This window comes from Burkholderia sp. 572, assembly GCF_040545135.1.
GTDB lineage: Bacteria > Pseudomonadota > Gammaproteobacteria > Burkholderiales > Burkholderiaceae > Burkholderia > Burkholderia cepacia.
On sequence record NZ_JBEPLH010000002.1, the window covers coordinates 535,504 to 553,024 of the forward strand.

Consider the following 17,521-nt stretch of genomic DNA (forward strand, 5'->3'; position numbering starts at 1 on the left):
AATTCGCCATCCGAATTTTTTTGCGGCGTATTTACGGCGGCCGACCAATCATGAATTTAAGTCGCATTCCAGATTAACTGTTCTGATACCTCTGGTTCGGCATCTCCGGTGCGTCGTCCTTGAGGAAACGATCCCGGCCAGTTCGAGGCGGTCGACCGGCATGTCCGTCGACATGCGAGCGATGACGAGGCGGGGGATGCATCCTCGAGGTTACTTTCCGAATGCCCTTTTTTGGTGCGATGCAGGAGATATGCCGATATTTATGTTGAAGCGGATCAATATCCGTTTTCGCATATACCCATACAATTCAATTACCAAATTAATAATAAAAGTTGTATTTGTGCTTACCGGAATATTATTTGAATATCCCCTCCAAACTTTGTATTCGGGTATCAAATAAAGTTTGACGGCAAAATTTTTTCCTTGCTATCTTCTGCACCCAAGTGAACGGCGCCAATGACATCACCGCGTAACGAACGGTGAATCGTCATACGAAACGCGCGGCGCCGCCCGCTCAGCTGACAATTGCCTGAACGTGCAGGCGCGTGGTTTTCCAGTGCAACACCGGGCCGCGCCGGCCGGAACGATTCCTTGAAAAAGAGTGTATTGGAATTCGAATGCAATTCTTTCAATTCGGATTGCAAATTGAATTTGAAATGAAATGTTCGGGTAGATGCGATGGCGATGCCGACCTGGCTTCGCCGCCGGCAGCAATCCGAAACTGGGCGAATCGCTTGGGGGATGGATGGTGGGCATGAAAGTCGAAGAAAGTCTGGTTACGTCGAACAGCGGAGTGGCTACGCTGGGCCGTCCGCGAGAGTTCGGCAAGAAGCAACAGAATCCGGTACGCCGGTTCGGCGGCGTCGGAATCGTCCTGGTGCTGCATGCAGTGCTGATCTACGCGTTGCTCAACGGCCTGGCGACGAAAGTCGTGCAGGTGATCCAGCACCCGATCGAAACCCGCATCATCGAGCCGGTCAAGCCGCCGCCGCCACCGCCGATGCCCGTGGTCAAACTCCCGCCGCCGAAGTTCGCGCCGCCGCCGCCCCCGTTCGTCCCGCCGCCGGAAGTGCCGGTGCAGGCGCCGCCGCAGGCGACGATCACGCACCAGTCAGCCCCGGTACCCTCCGCGCCGGCCGTGCAGGCACCGGTCGTAGCACCCCCGGCGCCGGCCAAGCCCGTCAGCCATGACGTGGGTGTCGTCTGCCCGAATTCGGACGCGCTTCGCGCGTCGATCCAGTATCCGAAGGAAGCGCAGGAAAACAACATCACGGGTGACGTAACCATCGAATTCGTCGTGGATGCGGAAGGGAACATCACGAACGAGCGCGTGGCGCAGTCGGCAGATCCGGTCCTCGATCGCGCTGCCTACAACACCGTAAAACGATTCAAGTGCGTCGCGCAGGGCCAGTCGGTGCGGGTCCAGGTACCGTTCTCGTTCAATCTGAATTGATGCAGTGGGCGGCCCGGCGCGAACCGGGTCGGGAAAAACCATCACGAACTGCCGTATTAAGTTCACCGAAATAACTGGAGTGGGGTATGACGAAGCGTTCACTGGCCGCGTTGGCGGCAAGCATCCTGATGTCCGTCGTCGCAGTCGACGGGTTCGTTGCGCCGCAGCTCGCCCATGCGCAGGCAAGCGGCGCGGCCGGCACGGCGGCGCAGGCCGCGGCGCCGTCTGCCGCACCGGCCACGGCTCCGGCCGCCGCCGAACCGGCTCCGCCGCCCGCGCCGGCCACGACGGAAGCGGTCGAGAACCCGTACGGGCTCGGCGCGCTATGGAAGAACGGCGACTTCGTCGCCCGTTTCGTGCTGATCCTGCTGGTGATCATGTCGATGGGGAGCTGGTACATCATGATCACGAAGTTCCTGGAACAGTTGCGCGCCAACCGCCGCGCGAAACTGGCAGATGCGCAGCTCTGGTCCGCACCGTCGCTGGCCGAGGGCGCCAGGCTCCTCGACGAGGCGTCACCGTTCCGGTTCATCGCCGAAACGGCAATCGAGGCCGGCGAGCATCATGAAGATGCGCTGCTGGAAGCCGTGGACCGCAACACGTGGATCGACGTATCGGTCGAGCGCTCGATCACGAACGTGTCGAACCGGATGCAGGACGGGCTCGCATTCCTGGCCACGGTGGGCTCCACGGCGCCGTTCGTCGGGCTGTTCGGCACGGTCTGGGGGATTTATCACGCGCTGACCGCCATCGGCATCGCCGGCCAGGCGTCGATCGACAAGGTCGCGGGCCCGGTGGGCGAGGCGCTCATCATGACCGCGATCGGCCTCGCCGTCGCGGTGCCCGCGGTGCTCGGCTACAACTTCCTGGTCCGGCGCAACAAGTCGGTGATGGAGCGGGTTCGCAACTTCGGCGCGCAACTGCACACGGTGCTGCTGGCCGGCAATCGGCGCCCGGTACGCGCGGCGTCCTCGTCGCCGGCCGCGGCGTCGCTCGCGAACTGACCGGCCGACGGAGACGCGCGATGGCCATGAACGTCGGGCAGGACGATAGCGACGAGGTGATCGCCAACATCAACACGACGCCGCTCGTCGACGTGATGCTGGTGTTGCTGATCATCTTCCTGATCACGATCCCGGTCGTGACGCACACGATCCAGCTTCAGTTGCCGAAGGAGACGGTGCAACCGCTGCAGACGACGCCGAAGAGTATCGAGATCGCGGTGAACCGCGATGGCGACTTCTTCTGGGGCGAGCAGCTGGTGGATGCGCAGACACTGCTCGCGAAGCTGAAGGACGTGTCGCAGCAGCAGCCGCAGCCGAGCGTCCACGTGCGGGGCGACCAGAACACGCGTTACGAGTTCATCGGCCGGTTGGTCACGATGTGCGAGCGCGCGGGGATTGCGAAACTGTCGTTCATTACGGAGCCGCCCGCGCGCGGCAGCTAGTCGTGGACGGGAATCTTGGTGAGATGGCGGGCTGGCGGCTGGGGTTGATGCACTGACGCTGGTCGGCCTTGGGGCATGGGGTCGGCGTAGGTGCTGAAGCATTAATGCTGATTGACTGCGAAGCATGGGGGCGGTGTAAGTGCTGAAGCACTAATGCTGATCGACCGCGAAGCATGGGATCAGCGTAAGTGCTAAAGCACTAACGCTGATCGACAGGAGTCGACGATGGGAATGAATGTGCCTTCGGGCGGAAGCAATGCCGAACCGGAAGTGATGGTCGATATCAACACCACGCCGCTGATCGATGTGATGCTGGTGTTGCTGATCATGCTGATCATCACGATCCCGATTCAGATGCATTCGGTGAAGATGGACCTGCCGGTGGGTAACCCGCCGCCGCCGGCCACGCCGCCGGAAATCGTGCAGATCGACATCGACTTCGACGGCACGACGACGTGGAACGGCGCACCGGTGCCGGACCGCACGGCGCTCGAGGCGAAACTGACCCAGGTGGCGGCGGAACCCGTGCAGGCGGAAATCCACCTGCGCCCCAACAAGCTGGTGCCGTACAAGGACGTGGCCGCCGTGCTCGCGTCCGCGCAACGCGTGGGCGCGACCAAGATCGGCCTGATCGGTAACGAACAGTTCATGCAATGACGACACGGACGAGCCGATGAACCAGCGACGATGGAAACGGATGATGGCGGTGGCGGCGCTCGGCGCGGCAGGCTTGCTCGGACGCCCGGCATTACCGGCGGACGCGCTGCGGCCGGACGTGGCAAAGCCATTGGCGGCCGCACAGGACCTGTACCGGGCGCACAAGTATCGCGATGCACTGGGCAAGATCGCCCAGGCGGCGGCCGTGCCGAACCGGACGCCGTACGAAACCTACATGGTGGAGGAGATGCGCGGCGCGGCCGCGATGGCGGCAGGCGACTCGGGCACGGCCGCGCAGGCCTACGAGGCCGTGCTGAACTCGGGGCGGCTGTCGGGCGAGGACGAGCAGCGGACCACGGCGGCACTGGCCGGCATCTACTTCCAGCAGAAGAACTACCCGCTGGCGATCCGGATTGCACAGCGCTACCTGAAGGCAGGCGGATCCGATCCGGAAATGCGCACGCTGCTCACGCAGTCGTACTACCTGTCGAACGATTGCACACCGCTCGTGAGCCAGTTGAAAGCGAGCACCGACGCGCAGGCGAACGGCGGACACGCGCCGGATGAAGGGCAGTTGCAGATGCTTGCGACCTGCGCGCAGAAAGTGAAGGACGGCAACGCGTATCGCGGTGCGCTCGGGCTGCTGGTGGCTTACCACCCGAGCCCCGCGTACTGGGACGAAATGGTCACGGCGATTCGCGGCAACCCGGGGTATCTGCCGTCGCTCGATCTCGACATCTACCGGTTGCGCCGGGCGACGGGCTCGCTCGCGACAGCCGACGCGTACATGGAAATGACGCAGCTCGCGCTGGTGGCAGGGTCGCCCGCCGAAGGCAAGCAGGTGATCGACCAGGGGTTCGCGTCCGGCGTACTCGGCAAGGACGCACAGGCGGATCGCGAGAAGCGGCTGCAGGCGCTCGCGGCAAAGCGCGCGCAATCGGGCGGGGACGCCGCGACGCCGGCTGCGCCGATCGACGCGGGTATGAACCTCGTCTTCGCAGGCAAGGCGCAGCAGGGCCTGCCGATGATGGAGCAGGCGATCGCGAAGGGCGGGCTCGAGCATCCGGACGCGGCGCGACTGCGGCTCGGAGAGGCGTATTACGTGGCCGGTCAGAAGGCGCGTGCGGTCCAGGTGCTGCGCACGGTCAAGGGCACCGACGGTTCCGCCGACCTCGCACGGCTCTGGACCGTGGTGGCATCCCGCTAACGCAACGCACGGGCACGACGGCCCGCGGCGCGGGAGCGGGCGTGGTCGGTGAGCGGAAATCGGTGCGCCGCTCAGACGGCACCGATGCATGAGGGCAGGTCAGCCGAGGGAAAAGGGGCAGCCTTGTTGATTAGTAAACCGAATGAAATGCGCAGGATCGGCACGGCCGAGCGATGCGGGTGCCGTGCCGCACCACGCGCGGCGTGCACGCCGCGACAGCGTGCGGCCGGGTATCGCGCCGGGCCGGTCGCGTCATGGCATCGGTCGAGGCTTGACGACATCAAACCGATTTCGACTGCGAGGGTCCGTCTTTCCATGGTTTTGCCCCCTGATGAGTCGGTGCTCGTCGCCGTGTCGCTAGGCAACAAGATCCGGGCGCTGCGCCAGCGCCTGAAACTTACGCTCGACGAAACGTCGACGATCGCCGGCATTTCGAAGCCGTTCCTGTCGCAGGTCGAGCGTGGGCGGGCGACGCCGTCGATCACGTCGCTGGTCCGGATCGCAAAGGCGCTGGGCGTGACGATGCAGTACTTCATCGACACGCCGACGGAGGCGCGCTCGGTATGCCGCGGCAATGCGCTGCAGTATTTCCAGTTCACCAACTCGGCCAGCCGGTTCGCCCGGCTGACGAATCTGGTGGACGGCCGCAAGCTCGACGCGATCCTCGTCAGGATGCCGGCGGGGCAGTTGTCGTCCGAGATGACGACGCATGCGGGCGAGGAGTTCGTCTATGTGTTGCGCGGGCAGGTGGCGCTGACGCTCGAGGATTGCACGTTCACGCTGAACGAGGGCGATACCGCGCATTACGAGTCGACGATGCCGCATGCGTGGCGCAACACGGCCGACGAAGAGGCGGTGATCGTCTGGGTCGGCACGCCCAGGCTGTTCTAGCAAGGGCGGCCGGCGCGGCGGACCGTCAGCAAGGATAGGTACCCGATCGGTAGCGGATGCCGGTCGAATCGGCAGGAAGCAGGTAATGCGCTCAATGTAGGTGTTTAGTATGGCGAATCAAAATAGAAAACGACGGTGATGCTGAATGGTGCTGGTGCCCCGAAGCCGAGCCGTTCGAGTCGTGGCGGTAGAAAACGTGGCAATCGAAGGCGTGGCAATCGCGGGTTCCGTTACACGGTCACCCAGGACGCGCAAGGAATTCACAAGGTTCCGGCGCGCAGCAGGTGGGGTCTTACTACGAGCGAGAGGGAACAAGATGAAGCAGAGAGTTTTGGCGTTGGCCATCAAGAGAATAGTCTGGGCGGAGCTGGCGCTGACGGCGGCATTGGCGCCGCCGGCGTTTGCACAGAGCCAGCCGGCGCCGGGCGCCGTCGCGATCGCGGATGCGGTCGCGAACGGCGCGCCCGTGACCGTTGCACAGGCGGGCGGCACGCCGGATGCCGCCGCTGCCACGGGCGCCGCGGCAGCGGGCGCCGCAACCGAGGCCACGCCCGCCGCACCCGGCGCGAACGGGCAGGGCAAGGTCGCGCAGATCAAGCGCTTCGAAGTGACGGGTTCGCTGATCCGGCAGGCCGACAAGACCGGTTTCCAGCAGGTGCAGACGATCACGCCGAAGGAAATCCAGGCCAGCGGCGCGGTGACCGTCACCGACTTCCTGCGCGATGCGGCGGCCAACTCGGCGAACAGCTGGGGTGAAGGGCAATCGGGCAACTTCGCGGCCGGCGCGGCCGGTATCGCGCTGCGCGGCCTGTCCGAGAAGTACACGCTCGTGATGGTCGACGGCCAGCGCGTCGCACCTTACGCATTCTTCTCGAACAGCGTCGACTCGTTCTTCGACCTCAACACGATCCCGCTCAACGATATCGAGCGGATCGAAATCGTGAAGACGGGCGCCGTGTCGCAGTATGGTTCGGACGCGATCGGCGGGGTCGTCAACATCATCACGAAACACAATTTCCGCGGCCTGCAGCTCGACGGCAGCCTCGGCAGCGCGATCAATGCCGGTAACGGCGACGGCACGACGAAGTTCGGCGTGCTCGGCGGCTTCGGCGACCTGAACGCCGACCGCTTCAACGTGACGGCCGCGCTCAGCTACTACAAGTCGAACGGCTTCACGCTGGCCGATCGCGATTCGACGCGCAACCAGGACTTCACGGGCAAGCCGGGCGGCTTCTCGCTGCTCGCGCCGTCGTACTGGAACATGCCCGGTGGTGTCGCGCAGGCGCTGAGCGGTGGCTGCCCGTTCGGCGGCTCGGTCCATCAGGCCGCGTCGAATTCGCTGTCGTCCGGATCGCCGGGCACGATCTGCGCGTACAACACGGCTGAAAGCACGTCGATCCTGCCGATGACCGAGCGCCTGAACGCAAAGCTCCACGGGGACTTCAAGATCGACGACAAGACGACCGCGTTCGCGGATTTCCTCGAGAGCTACAACACGACCACGACCAACGACGGCCTGTGGAACAACGTGATCGGCAACCCGCAGAACCCGGCGCTCGTCTGGAATCCGCAGACGAAGCTGCTGTCGCCGTTCAACTACACGGTACCGGTCAGCAACCCGTACAACACGACGGGCGCGGCCACGCCGCTCACCTACGCGTTTCCGAACACGGTCGCGCAGAAGACCTGGGCGAACTACTGGCGTGCGGCCGCCGGCATCAAGGGGTCGTTCACGCTGCCGTACGGAGACTGGGACTGGGCGACGTCGGTCAGCCACTCGCAGAGCACGGTGTCGAACGTGTTCACGAACCAGCTGAACGTCAACGCGCTGAACAACATCTACCAGAACGGCACGCTGAATTTTGCGAACCCGGCGGCGACGCCGAACGCGTTCAACGGGCTGTTCCAGGAAGCGAACAACCTCGGCATCTCGAAGCTCGACACGATCGACGCGACACTGTCGACGCCGAACCTGTTCCATCTGCCGGCCGGCGACGTCGGGATCGGTTTCGGCGCGCAGTTCACGCATCAGAGCGAAGTGCTGACGCCGGGCTCCGAATACCTGAGCGGGGCGGTCGTTACCCCGGACCTCGAGACGGTGAACGGCCAGCGCAACGTCGCGGCCGTCTATTACCAGATCAACGTGCCGATCCTCGAGAACCTGACGTTCAGCCAGGCCGGCCGCTACGACCACTACACGGACGTGGGCGGTGCCTTCTCGCCGCGCTTCGCGTTGCGCTACCAGCCGATCAAGGCCCTCACGCTGTATACGTCGTACAACCGCGGCTTCCGCGCGCCGACCTTCGTCGAGGACAGCAAGTCGCAGACGCTCGGCATCCAGGTCGATCCGGCCACCGGCCAGAACTACACGTCGATCACCGTCGGCAACCCGAACCTCGCGCCGGAACGCACGCGCAACTTCAACATCGGCTTCCAGGTATCGCCGAGCCGCTACACGGATCTCGGCTTCGACTGGTACAAGATCCGCATCGACAACGTGATCGGCCAGGGCGCGCCGTCGCAGGTCGTGACCGATCCGACGACGGGCCAGCTGCTGTACAAGATGATTCCGTACCAGAACCTCGGTTACCTCGATACGAACGGCTTCGAAGGCACGTTCCGCCAGGGCCTGCCGCTCAAGGGCTGGGGCACGGTCACGCTGTCGGGCGACTGGGCGTACATCAACAGCTACAAGATCGGCTTCCCGGGCGGAACGCCGGTCAACGGCGCGGGCAACAACTTCACGATCACGCAGCCGTTCGGCGGCAGCTTCCCGCGCTGGCGCGGCAACACGACGCTGGACTGGAACTACCGGAAGTTCGATGCGGCGCTGACGTGGCAGTTCACGGGCCCGTACGCGCAGAACCTGCTGCCGGCGCCCGCGCCGTCGAAGGTCGGCTCGTACAGCCAGTTCAACCTGATGATGACGTACACGGGCTTCAAGAACTGGACGATCTACGGCGGCATCAACAACCTCTTCAACCGCACGCCGCCGTACGACCCGATCTTCGCGAACGGCACGCTGGACCAGAGCGGGTACGACACGTCGGTGTATTCATACATCGGCCGGTTCGCGCAGGTCGGCGCGACGTACAAGTTCTGACGGCGATCGCAATGCGCTGACAGGCTTTGGACAGGCCGCTCCACGTCCACTACCCCCTTTTCGGGGCGGCCTTTTTTCGCCTGGCGCCACGACGTCCCGCAACCGGGGCGCGCGGCGGCGCAGTTGATCCGATCGTGTACAGCACGAACCCCACGCGGGACGCGGCCGACATGCGGCGTCCGGCACAGGCATCGACCGTGCGCAGGCAGCGCGCCCGCACGCTTCCGGACAGACTGACCATGAGACTGTTGAATGGGCGACGGGCACGCGTGCCGCGCCACTCGCACCTGAAGCGCCTGAAGCGCACGCATGGGCGGATGCGTGCCGCCACGCGCGCCGCGCTGCTTATGTGCGCCGCGTGGCTCGTGTCGGGCGGCGTCATGCCGCAGGCCGCGCTCGCCGTGCCGGCGATCTCGCAATACGACCACCCGAAGTATCCGCCGGGCTTCACGCATTTCGACTACGCGAATCCGGACGCGCCGGACAGCGGCACGCTCGATTTCGAAAACTACGACGAAGCGCAAAGCTACGACTCGCTGAACCCGTTTCTCGTGCGCGGCTCGCCCGCGCCGGACATCAAGAACCTGATGTTCGACACGCTGATGCAGCGCAGCTGGGACGAGCTCGCATCCGAATACGCGCTGATCGCCGACGACGTCGAGGTCGCGCCCGACGGGCTGTCGGCGACGTTCCACCTCGATCCGGCCGCACGCTTCTCGAACGGCGACCCGATCACCGCGGCCGACGTCAGGTATTCGTTCGATACGCTGACGAGCCCGCAGGCCTCGCCGCTGTACAACGCGCAGTTCTCGATCATCAGGCGTGCGGTGGTCGTCGACGGCCACACGGTGCGCTTCGAGTTCAAGCACGCGGAGCGCGACGCCGCGCTGATCGCGGGCGACCTGCCGGTGTTCTCGCCGAAGTGGGGGCAGCGTGCGGACGGCACGCGGCCGCCGTTCGACCAGATCGCAACGGTGCCGCCGATCGCGAGCGGCCCGTACCTGATCGAGCAGCGCAAGAACGACAAGCAGATCGTCTATGTGCGCAACCCGCACTACTGGGCGGCGAACCTGCCGTCGCGACGCGGCATGTTCCGCTTCGCGCGCGTGTCGTTCAAGCTGTACCTGGATCAGTACACGGCGCTCGAGGCGTTCAAGGCCGGCGACATCGACGCGCGCATGGAATACAGCGCGACGCAGTGGGCGCGCAAGTACGTCGGCAAGAACTTCCGCAACGGCATGCTCGAGCGCGGCGAGTTTCCTGACGGCCCCGCGCAGATGCAGGGCTTCCTGATCAACATGCGCAAGCCGATGTTCCAGGACGTGCGGGTGCGGCACGCGCTCGCGCTGGCGTTCGACTTCGACTGGATGAGCCGGATGATGTTCTACGGGCAGTATCGCCGTACCAACAGCTTCTGGGAGGCGAGCCCATTCGCGGCAACCGGCATGCCGAGCGAGAAGGAGCGCGCGTTGCTCGAACCGTTCCGCTCGACGCTGTTTCCGGAGGTGTTCGGCCCGATGGTCCGGCAGCCGTCGACGCTGCCGCCCGGCTCGTTGCGCGCGAACCTGAAGCAGGCGCGCGACCTGCTCGCGCAGGCCGGCTGGCGTTACCGCGACGGCGCGCTGCGCGACGCGAACGGCACGCCGATGACGATCGAGATCATCGACGACCAGCCCGGCATGGACCGCCTGATCCTGCCGTACACGCAGGCGCTCGCGATGCTCGGCATCCACGCGTACCTGCGTGAGATCGACAGCGCGGTCTACCTGAAGCGGCTCGACAACTTCGAGTACGACATGACGACGTATATCTACCTGCCCGTGACGATCCCGGGTGCGGAGCTGACGCGCCGCTTCGGCAGCGCGGCTGCGTCGCAGCCGGGCTCCGAGAACTATCCGGGCGTGAAGTCGAAGGCGGTCGACGCGCTGATCCGCGCGGCGCTCGCCGCCGACACGCTCGACGATCTCGAGACGGCCACGCACGCGCTCGACCGCGTGCTGATCAACCTGTACGCGCTGATTCCGCAGTACTACCTGCCGAATGCGCGGATCGCGTACAAGGCGACGCTCGGCCACCCGGCGATCGTGCCGAATTCCTATCAGTACGAAGACTGGATCATCGACTACTGGTACGTGAAGCATCCGGCGGCGAAACCCGCGCCGGCGGCCTGACGGGGGAACGACGATGCTCGCATACATACTCAGGCGGTTGCTGCTGATGGTCCCGACGCTGATCGGGGTGGTGACGATCACGTTCGCGGTCACGCAGTTCGTGCCGGGCGGGCCGGTCGAACAGGTGCTCGCGCAGTTGCGCCACGGCAGCGCGCGCGGCGGGGAGGCTGGCGGCGGAGGCGGCGGCTACCACGGCAGCCAGGGCGTCGACCCGCAGCAGATCGAACAGATCCGCAAGCAGTTCGGCTTCGACAGGCCGCCGCTCGAACGCTACGTGCTGATGCTGAAGAGTTATGCGACGTTCGACCTCGGCCAGTCCTATTTCGCGCATCGCAGTGTGTGGGCGGTCATTCGCTCGAAGCTGCCGGTGTCGATCACGCTCGGGATGTGGACGGTGATCCTCACGTACCTGGTGTCGGTGCCGCTCGGCATCGCGAAGGCGGTGCGCAACGGGTCGCGGTTCGACACCGTGACGAGCGTGCTGGTGCTGGCCGGCTACGCGGTGCCGGGCTTCGTGCTCGGTGTGCTGCTGCTGATGCTGTTCGGCGGCGGCACGTTCTGGCAGGTGTTCCCGATGCGCGGGCTCACGTCCGACAACTTCGACGACCTGACGGTGATCGGAAAGGCGCTCGACTATCTGTGGCACATCGTGATGCCGGTGACGGCGTCGGTCGTCGGCAACTTCGCGATCGTCACGATCCTGACCAAGAACACGTTCCTCGAGGAGATCGGCCGGCAATACGTGCTGACCGCACGCGCGAAGGGCGCACCCGAGCGCGACGTGCTGTGGAAGCACGTGCTGCGCAACGCGGCGATCCCGCTGCTCACCGGGCTGCCGGCCGCGTTCGTCGGCGCATTCCTGAACGGCAACCTGCTGATCGAGACGCTGTTCTCGCTCGACGGCATGGGGCAACTGTCTTACGACTCGGTGATCCGCCGCGACTATCCGGTCGTGCTCGGTTCGCTGTTCCTGTTCACGCTGATCGGCCTGCTGACCAAACTCATCGCGGATATCTGCTATGTCCTCGTCGACCCCCGTATCCAGTTCAACCGCCTGGACCACTGACCAGGCATGCGCGGCGTGCGCGGCCTCGCCGTCGCCGTGGCGGCGCACGTGGTTGCGCTTTCGCGCACAGCCGCTCGGCTACTGGAGCCTTGTGATCTTCACGGTGCTGTTCGTGCTCAGCCTGGGCGCGAACCTGCTGTCGAACGACCGGCCGCTGATCGTGCGCTACGACGGGCACTATTACTTCCCGATCGTGAAGGACTATCCGGAGACCGCGTTCGGCGGCGATTTTCCCGCGATGACGAACTATCTCGACCCGTACATCCGCACGAAACTCGAGTCGCACGGCAATTTCGCGCTTTATCCGCCGAACCGCTATCGCTACGACACGATCGACTATTTCGCGTCGCGCCCGTATCCGGCGCCGCCGTCGGCCAGCAACTGGCTCGGCACCGACCAGTTCGGGCGCGACGTGCTCGCGCGGCTGCTGTACGGGTTCCGGCTGTCGGTGCTGATGGCGTTCGCGCTGACGGTATCGGGCGTGCTGGTCGGCGTGCTGACCGGCGCGCTGCAAGGCTTCTACGGCGGCCGTACCGACCTGGTCGGCCAGCGCCTGATCGAGATCTGGAGCGCGCTGCCCGACCTGTACCTGCTGATCATCTTCGCGTCGATCTTCACGCCGTCGCTGTGGCTGCTGTTCGTGCTGTTGTCGATGTTCGGCTGGCTCGTGCTGTCCGACTACGTCCGCGCCGAATTCCTGCGCAACCGCGCGCTCGACTACGTGAAAGCGGCACGCACGATGGGGCTGACGAACGCGCAGATCATCTGGCGCCACGTGCTGCCGAACAGCCTCACGCCGGTGATCACGTTCCTGCCGTTCCGGATGAGCGCGGCGATCCTGTCGCTGACGAGCCTCGACTTCCTCGGGCTCGGCGTGCCGCCGCCGACGCCGAGCCTCGGCGAGCTGCTGCAGGAGGGGAAGAACAACCTGGATGCGTGGTGGATCTCGATCGCGGCGTTCGCGGCGCTGGTGGTGACGCTGCTGCTGCTCACCTTCATGGGCGATGCGCTGCGCAACGCGCTCGACACGCGCACGCGCGGCTCGGCATTCGGCGGAGGGCGATGATGACGAGACCGTTGCTGCAGATCGACGGGTTTTCCGCGCATTTCGGCGCGAACGCGGCCGTCCAGGACCTGAGCCTGTCGATCGGCCGCGGCGAGCGCGTGGCGCTCGTCGGCGAGTCGGGGTCGGGCAAGAGCGTGACCGCGCTGTCGATCCTGCGGCTCGCGCAGCAGGCGACGCTGTCGGGGCGGATGCTGTTCGACGGCGAGGATCTGCTCGCGAAGACCGAGCAGCAGATGCGCGGGATCCGCGGCGCCGATATCGCGATGGTGTTCCAGGAGCCGATGACGGCGCTCAATCCGCTGTATACGATCGGCAAGCAGATCGCCGAGAGCCTGCGGCTGCACGAGGGGCTGCGCCCGGGTGAAGCGCGCGAGCGCGGGATCGCGCTGCTTCGGCGCACCGGGATTCCCGAGCCGGAGCGGCGTATCGACAGCTTTCCGCACCAGCTGTCGGGCGGGCAGCGGCAACGCGCGATGATCGCGATGGCGCTGGCGTGCCGGCCGCGGCTGCTGCTCGCGGACGAGCCGACCACCGCGCTCGACGTGACGGTGCGCCAGCAGATCGTCGACCTGCTGATCGAGTTGCAGGAGCGGGAGGCCGCCGAGCGCGGGATGGCCGTGCTGCTGATCACGCACGACCTGAACCTCGTGCGGCGCTTCGCGCAGCGTGTGGCCGTGATGGAGAAGGGCGTGCTGGTGGAGACCGGCACGACCGCCGGGCTGTTCGCGGCGCCGCAGCATCCGTACACGCGCCGGCTGCTCGACAGCGCGCCGCAACGGGCGGTCGAGCCGGTCGCCGCCGGCGCGCAGACGATCCTCGACGTGCGGCAACTCGCCGTCGACTACCGCATCGCGGCAAAGGGCTGGCGCTCGGTGCTCGGCAAGACGACGTTCCGCGCCGTGCACGACGTGCAGTTGAGCCTGAAGCGCGGCGAAACGCTCGGGATCGTCGGCGAGTCGGGTTCGGGGAAATCGACGCTCGCGTCCGCGGTGCTCGGCCTGCAGCGGCCGGCGTCGGGCGGGATCGAGATCGACGGCATGCCGCTCGCGTCGCTGCGCACGACGCAGGGCCGGCGCACGCTGTACGGGCGCATGCAGGTGGTGTTCCAGGATCCGTTCGGCTCGCTGTCGCCGCGCATGACGGTCGAGCAGATCGTCGGCGAAGGGCTGGGCGTGCACCGGCCGCAGGTGACCGGCGACGCGCGGCGGGCGCGGATCGCCGCGCTGCTGCAGGAGGTCGGGCTGCCTGCCGAGGCGATGCTGCGCTATTCGCACGAGTTTTCCGGCGGGCAGCGGCAGCGGATCGCGATCGCGCGGGCGCTGGCGGTGGAGCCGGAACTGCTGGTGCTCGACGAGCCGACGAGCGCGCTCGACGTGTCGATCCAGAAGCAGGTGCTGAATCTGCTGACGAATCTGCAAAAGAAGTACAAACTCAGCTACCTGTTCATCACGCACGATCTGGCGGTGATGCGCGCGATGGCCCACCGGGTCATCGTGATGAAGGCGGGGCGCGTGGTCGAGGAGGGCGAGACGCTCGACGTGCTGCACGCGCCATGCCATCCGTATACGCGGGCGCTGCTCGCGTCGTCCATGCCGGCGCCGGCGCGCGGCCCGCAGCAGAGGCAAGAGAGAACCGATGATTGACGAGAACCGGGCGCTGGGCGCCCGAGCCGTACAGGCAGCGCAGGCGTTGCACAGCGACGCCGATTTCTGGTCGCTGCGCATCGTCGACGAGACGATCGACGAACATGCGGTGCGCAACGACGTCGCGCAGCCGTTCTCGCGCACGCGCGAGCGCGGCGCGATGCTGATGGCCCGGGCCGGCACGGGCGCGGGTTATGCGGCGACGCCCGACCTGTCCCCGGCCGGGCTGCAGGCGGCGCTCGACATCGCGACCGCGCGGGCACGGGCAAGCGCGCCGTGGGCGCTGGTCGATCATCGCCAGGCTGCGCGCCCGCAGACGAGCGGCACGTATGCGTCGCCCGATGTCGACGCGGCACTGCCGTCGCGCGCGGAATGGATCGAGCGTCTCGCGCACGAATGCGCGGCGGCGAACCTCGGCGCGCGCATCGTCGAGCGCGCGGCGAGCGTGATGATCGTCGACACCGAACAGTGTTACCTGACGAGCGACGGCGTCCGGATCGACCAGCGGTTCCGCTTCCTGATGCCCGAGCTGCACGCCGTCGCCCACGGCGACGGCGACACGCAGACGCGCTCGCTCGGTCAATCGGGCACGCTGGCGCAGGGCGGCCTCGACGTGCTGGCGCGCTACGGCTTCGACGGCGCCGGCGCGCGCGTCGCCGACGAGGCGCTGCAGCTGCTGGCCGCACCGAACTGCCCGACCGGCCGGCGCGACCTGTTGCTGATGCCCGACCAGATGATGCTGCAGATCCACGAGTCGATCGGCCATCCGCTCGAACTCGACCGGATCCTCGGCGACGAACGCAACTTCGCCGGATCGAGCTTCGTCAGGCCGGAGATGGTCGGCCACTATCAGTACGGCTCGCCGCTGCTGAACGTCACGTTCGATCCCGAGCCGGTCGCCGAAGCCGCGTCCTACGCGTTCGACGACGACGGCACGCCGGCGCGCAAGCAGTACCTGATCCGCAACGGCGTGCTCGAACGGCTGCTCGGCGGGGCGCTATCGCAGCAGCGTGCGGGCCTGCCGGGTGTGGCCAATTCGCGCGCGTCGAGCTGGAACCGCGCGCCGATCGACCGGATGGCGAACCTGAACGTCGAACCCGGCGACCAGTCGCTCGATGCGCTGGTCGCGGGCACCGAGCACGGGATCCTGATGCGCACCAACACGTCCTGGTCGATCGACGACCACCGCAACAAATTCCAGTTCGGTTGCGAATTCGGGCAACTGATCGAGAACGGCCGGCTCACACAGGTCGTCAAGCGCCCGAACTACCGCGGCATCTCCGCACAGTTCTGGCGCAGCCTGCGCGCGGTAGGCGATGCGGGCACGTTCGGCATCTACGGCACGCCTTATTGCGGGAAGGGCGAGCCCGCGCAGATCATCCGGGTCGGCCACGCCGCGCCGGCCTGCGTGTTCGCCGATGTCGACGTATTCGGAGGCGCGTGATGACGGGATTCGAACCGATGGCACGCCGCGCCGGAATCGACTGGCACGCGCATTTCACCCGGCTCGCCGACGAGGCGCAACGGCTGAAGGCGCCGGCCGAAACCGTCCTGCTCGGTTTCTCGAGCGAAACGTCCGACTTCGTCCGCTTCAACGGCGGCAGGATTCGCCAGACCGGGCGCGTCACGCAGGGGCGATTGTCCGTGCGGCTCGTCGACGGGGCGCGGCAGGCGCATTCGGCGCTGACCGTCTGCGGCGATCCGGCGGCCGACCTGCCCGAACTGGCCGCGGCGCTGGCCGTGCTGCGCGACGGCCTGCGCGATGCGCCGGACGATCCGCACCTGCTGTTCGATACCTCGTCGTGGCTGCAGGAAACGCACCGCACCGGGCGCCTGCCGGATGCGGACGGGCTCGCGCGCGTCGTGGCCGAATGCGCGCGCGGTCTCGACTTCGTCGGTTTTTACGCGGGCGGCACGCTGGCGCGCGGTTTCGCGTCGTCGACCGGCAGCCGCGGCTGGTACGAGGTCGAGAACTTCAACTTCAGCTGGTCGCTGTACGACCCGAGCGGACGGGCGATCAAGACCGCCTACGCGGGCGACGACTGGAGCGATGCGGCGTTCGCCGCCCGCGTCGAGGCGGCCGCCGCGCGGCTGCCCGTGCTCGGCCGCACGCCGAAGGCGCTTGCGCCCGGACGCTACCGCGCGTATTTCGCGCCGGACGCCGTTCACGAGATGACGAGCCTGCTCGGCTGGAGCGGCTTTTCGGCGCGTGCGCTGGCGAGCGCCCGCAGCCCGCTGCATCGCCTGTACGCCGGCGAGGTCGCGCTCGATCCGCGCGTGTCGATCACCGAGGATTTCTCGCTGGGCATCGCGCCGGCGTTCAACGCGGACGGCTACCGGCGCGACAGCGTGCCGCTTGTCGTCGGCGGGCGGGGGGAAGGGCAGCTCGTGAGCGCACGCACCGCGCGCGAGCACGGGCGTGTGCCGAACGGGGCGGACAACGGCGAATCGCCGCAGTCGCTGACGATCGCGGGCAGCACGCTCGCGGATGCCGACGTGCTGGCCGCGCTCGACACGGGGCTCTACGTCGGCAACCTCTGGTACCTGAACTTCTCGGACCCGATCGCCTGCCGGATGACGGGGATGACGCGCTTCGCGACGTTCTGGGTCGAAGGCGGGCGCATCGTCGCGCCGGTCGACGCGATGCGGTTCGACGACAGTTTCTACCGGCTGTTCGGATCGGAGCTCGAGCAGCTCGGCGCGGCGCCCGCGCTGCTCGCGAACGACGACACGTACGGCGAGCGTGCCACCGGAGGCGCGCAGCTGCCGGGGCTGCTCGCGCGCGCGTTCGAACTCACGCTGTAGCGCGGCTGCCGA

General features: G+C 66.5%; 14 protein-coding genes. 13 read left to right on the top strand and 1 reads right to left on the bottom strand.

Translation table 11 applies throughout. The annotated features are described in order from the left end of the window. Positions 1 to 392: 392 nt before the first annotated feature. Positions 393 to 632, bottom strand: coding sequence for a hypothetical protein (locus ABIC51_RS06170; protein WP_146252755.1), 240 nt, complete (start codon positions 630 to 632; stop codon positions 393 to 395). A 122-nt stretch (positions 633 to 754) separates the two neighbouring features. Here ABIC51_RS06170 and ABIC51_RS06175 point away from each other — a divergent pair, with 122 nt between their 5' ends. The 13 genes from ABIC51_RS06175 (at position 755) to ABIC51_RS06235 (ending at position 17,509) form a co-directional block, all read left to right on the top strand. Then, complete coding sequence (locus ABIC51_RS06175) at positions 755 to 1,453, top strand: energy transducer TonB (protein WP_175899147.1); 699 nt, start codon at positions 755 to 757, stop codon at positions 1,451 to 1,453. A gap of 86 nt (positions 1,454 to 1,539) precedes the next feature. Then, on the top strand, positions 1,540 to 2,457 hold the full coding sequence (locus tag ABIC51_RS06180) for a MotA/TolQ/ExbB proton channel family protein (protein WP_048022781.1): 918 nt from the start codon (positions 1,540 to 1,542) through the stop codon (positions 2,455 to 2,457). A gap of 20 nt (positions 2,458 to 2,477) precedes the next feature. Further along, a complete protein-coding gene (locus ABIC51_RS06185; protein ID WP_175899149.1) occupies positions 2,478 to 2,900 on the top strand; it encodes an ExbD/TolR family protein in 423 nt (140 codons plus the stop codon). A 225-nt stretch (positions 2,901 to 3,125) separates the two neighbouring features. Continuing rightward, positions 3,126 to 3,557: an ExbD/TolR family protein gene (locus ABIC51_RS06190; RefSeq protein WP_048022780.1), complete on the top strand. Its 432-nt coding sequence runs from the start codon at positions 3,126 to 3,128 to the stop codon at positions 3,555 to 3,557. Positions 3,558 to 3,573: 16 nt separating this feature from the next. Then, positions 3,574 to 4,764 (top strand): tetratricopeptide repeat protein, encoded by a 1,191-nt coding sequence (locus ABIC51_RS06195; protein WP_060084926.1) that lies wholly within the window; start codon positions 3,574 to 3,576, stop codon positions 4,762 to 4,764. A gap of 315 nt (positions 4,765 to 5,079) precedes the next feature. Next, positions 5,080 to 5,655 carry a helix-turn-helix domain-containing protein gene (locus ABIC51_RS06200; RefSeq protein WP_027787334.1) on the top strand — a complete coding sequence of 192 codons (576 nt, stop codon included), beginning with the start codon at positions 5,080 to 5,082 and terminating at the stop codon, positions 5,653 to 5,655. A gap of 316 nt (positions 5,656 to 5,971) precedes the next feature. Continuing rightward, the gene (locus ABIC51_RS06205; protein WP_175899151.1) at positions 5,972 to 8,758 is read left to right on the top strand and encodes a TonB-dependent receptor; all 2,787 of its coding nucleotides are present in this window, start codon (positions 5,972 to 5,974) and stop codon (positions 8,756 to 8,758) included. A gap of 317 nt (positions 8,759 to 9,075) precedes the next feature. Continuing rightward, entirely contained in the window at positions 9,076 to 10,929 is a 1,854-nt protein-coding gene (locus tag ABIC51_RS06210; protein ID WP_175852715.1) for an extracellular solute-binding protein, read from the top strand. A gap of 13 nt (positions 10,930 to 10,942) precedes the next feature. Beyond that, positions 10,943 to 11,995, top strand: coding sequence for a microcin C ABC transporter permease YejB (locus ABIC51_RS06215; protein WP_059688020.1), 1,053 nt, complete (start codon positions 10,943 to 10,945; stop codon positions 11,993 to 11,995). Next, complete coding sequence (locus tag ABIC51_RS06220) at positions 11,949 to 13,061, top strand: ABC transporter permease (protein ID WP_027787338.1); 1,113 nt, start codon at positions 11,949 to 11,951, stop codon at positions 13,059 to 13,061. Before ABIC51_RS06215 ends, ABIC51_RS06220 begins: the two co-directional genes overlap by 47 nt. After that, positions 13,061 to 14,704, top strand: a complete 1,644-nt coding sequence (locus tag ABIC51_RS06225) for an ABC transporter ATP-binding protein (RefSeq protein ID WP_175852633.1) — start codon at positions 13,061 to 13,063, stop codon at positions 14,702 to 14,704. Before ABIC51_RS06220 ends, ABIC51_RS06225 begins: the two co-directional genes overlap by 1 nt. Beyond that, positions 14,697 to 16,148, top strand: coding sequence for a TldD/PmbA family protein (locus tag ABIC51_RS06230; RefSeq protein WP_175852634.1), 1,452 nt, complete (start codon positions 14,697 to 14,699; stop codon positions 16,146 to 16,148). Before ABIC51_RS06225 ends, ABIC51_RS06230 begins: the two co-directional genes overlap by 8 nt. Beyond that, positions 16,148 to 17,509 carry a TldD/PmbA family protein gene (locus ABIC51_RS06235; RefSeq protein WP_175852635.1) on the top strand — a complete coding sequence of 454 codons (1,362 nt, stop codon included), beginning with the start codon at positions 16,148 to 16,150 and terminating at the stop codon, positions 17,507 to 17,509. Before ABIC51_RS06230 ends, ABIC51_RS06235 begins: the two co-directional genes overlap by 1 nt. The last annotated feature ends 12 nt before the right edge of the window (positions 17,510 to 17,521 follow it).

Excerpts from the sequence above, each read along its gene's own strand:
- ABIC51_RS06195 (WP_060084926.1), top strand. The coding sequence starts at position 3,574 with ATGAACCAGCGACGATGGAAACGGATGATGGCGGTGGCGGCGCTCGGC.
- ABIC51_RS06175 (WP_175899147.1), top strand. The coding sequence starts at position 755 with ATGAAAGTCGAAGAAAGTCTGGTTACGTCGAACAGCGGAGTGGCTACG.
- ABIC51_RS06205 (WP_175899151.1), top strand. The coding sequence starts at position 5,972 with ATGAAGCAGAGAGTTTTGGCGTTGGCCATCAAGAGAATAGTCTGGGCG.
- ABIC51_RS06230 (WP_175852634.1), top strand. The coding sequence starts at position 14,697 with ATGATTGACGAGAACCGGGCGCTGGGCGCCCGAGCCGTACAGGCAGCG.
- ABIC51_RS06180 (WP_048022781.1), top strand. The coding sequence starts at position 1,540 with ATGACGAAGCGTTCACTGGCCGCGTTGGCGGCAAGCATCCTGATGTCC.
- ABIC51_RS06200 (WP_027787334.1), top strand. The coding sequence starts at position 5,080 with ATGGTTTTGCCCCCTGATGAGTCGGTGCTCGTCGCCGTGTCGCTAGGC.
- ABIC51_RS06185 (WP_175899149.1), top strand. The coding sequence starts at position 2,478 with ATGGCCATGAACGTCGGGCAGGACGATAGCGACGAGGTGATCGCCAAC.
- ABIC51_RS06235 (WP_175852635.1), top strand. The coding sequence starts at position 16,148 with ATGACGGGATTCGAACCGATGGCACGCCGCGCCGGAATCGACTGGCAC.
- ABIC51_RS06215 (WP_059688020.1), top strand. The coding sequence starts at position 10,943 with ATGCTCGCATACATACTCAGGCGGTTGCTGCTGATGGTCCCGACGCTG.
- ABIC51_RS06220 (WP_027787338.1), top strand. The coding sequence starts at position 11,949 with ATGTCCTCGTCGACCCCCGTATCCAGTTCAACCGCCTGGACCACTGAC.
- ABIC51_RS06225 (WP_175852633.1), top strand. The coding sequence starts at position 13,061 with ATGACGAGACCGTTGCTGCAGATCGACGGGTTTTCCGCGCATTTCGGC.
- ABIC51_RS06190 (WP_048022780.1), top strand. The coding sequence starts at position 3,126 with ATGGGAATGAATGTGCCTTCGGGCGGAAGCAATGCCGAACCGGAAGTG.
- ABIC51_RS06210 (WP_175852715.1), top strand. The coding sequence starts at position 9,076 with ATGCGTGCCGCCACGCGCGCCGCGCTGCTTATGTGCGCCGCGTGGCTC.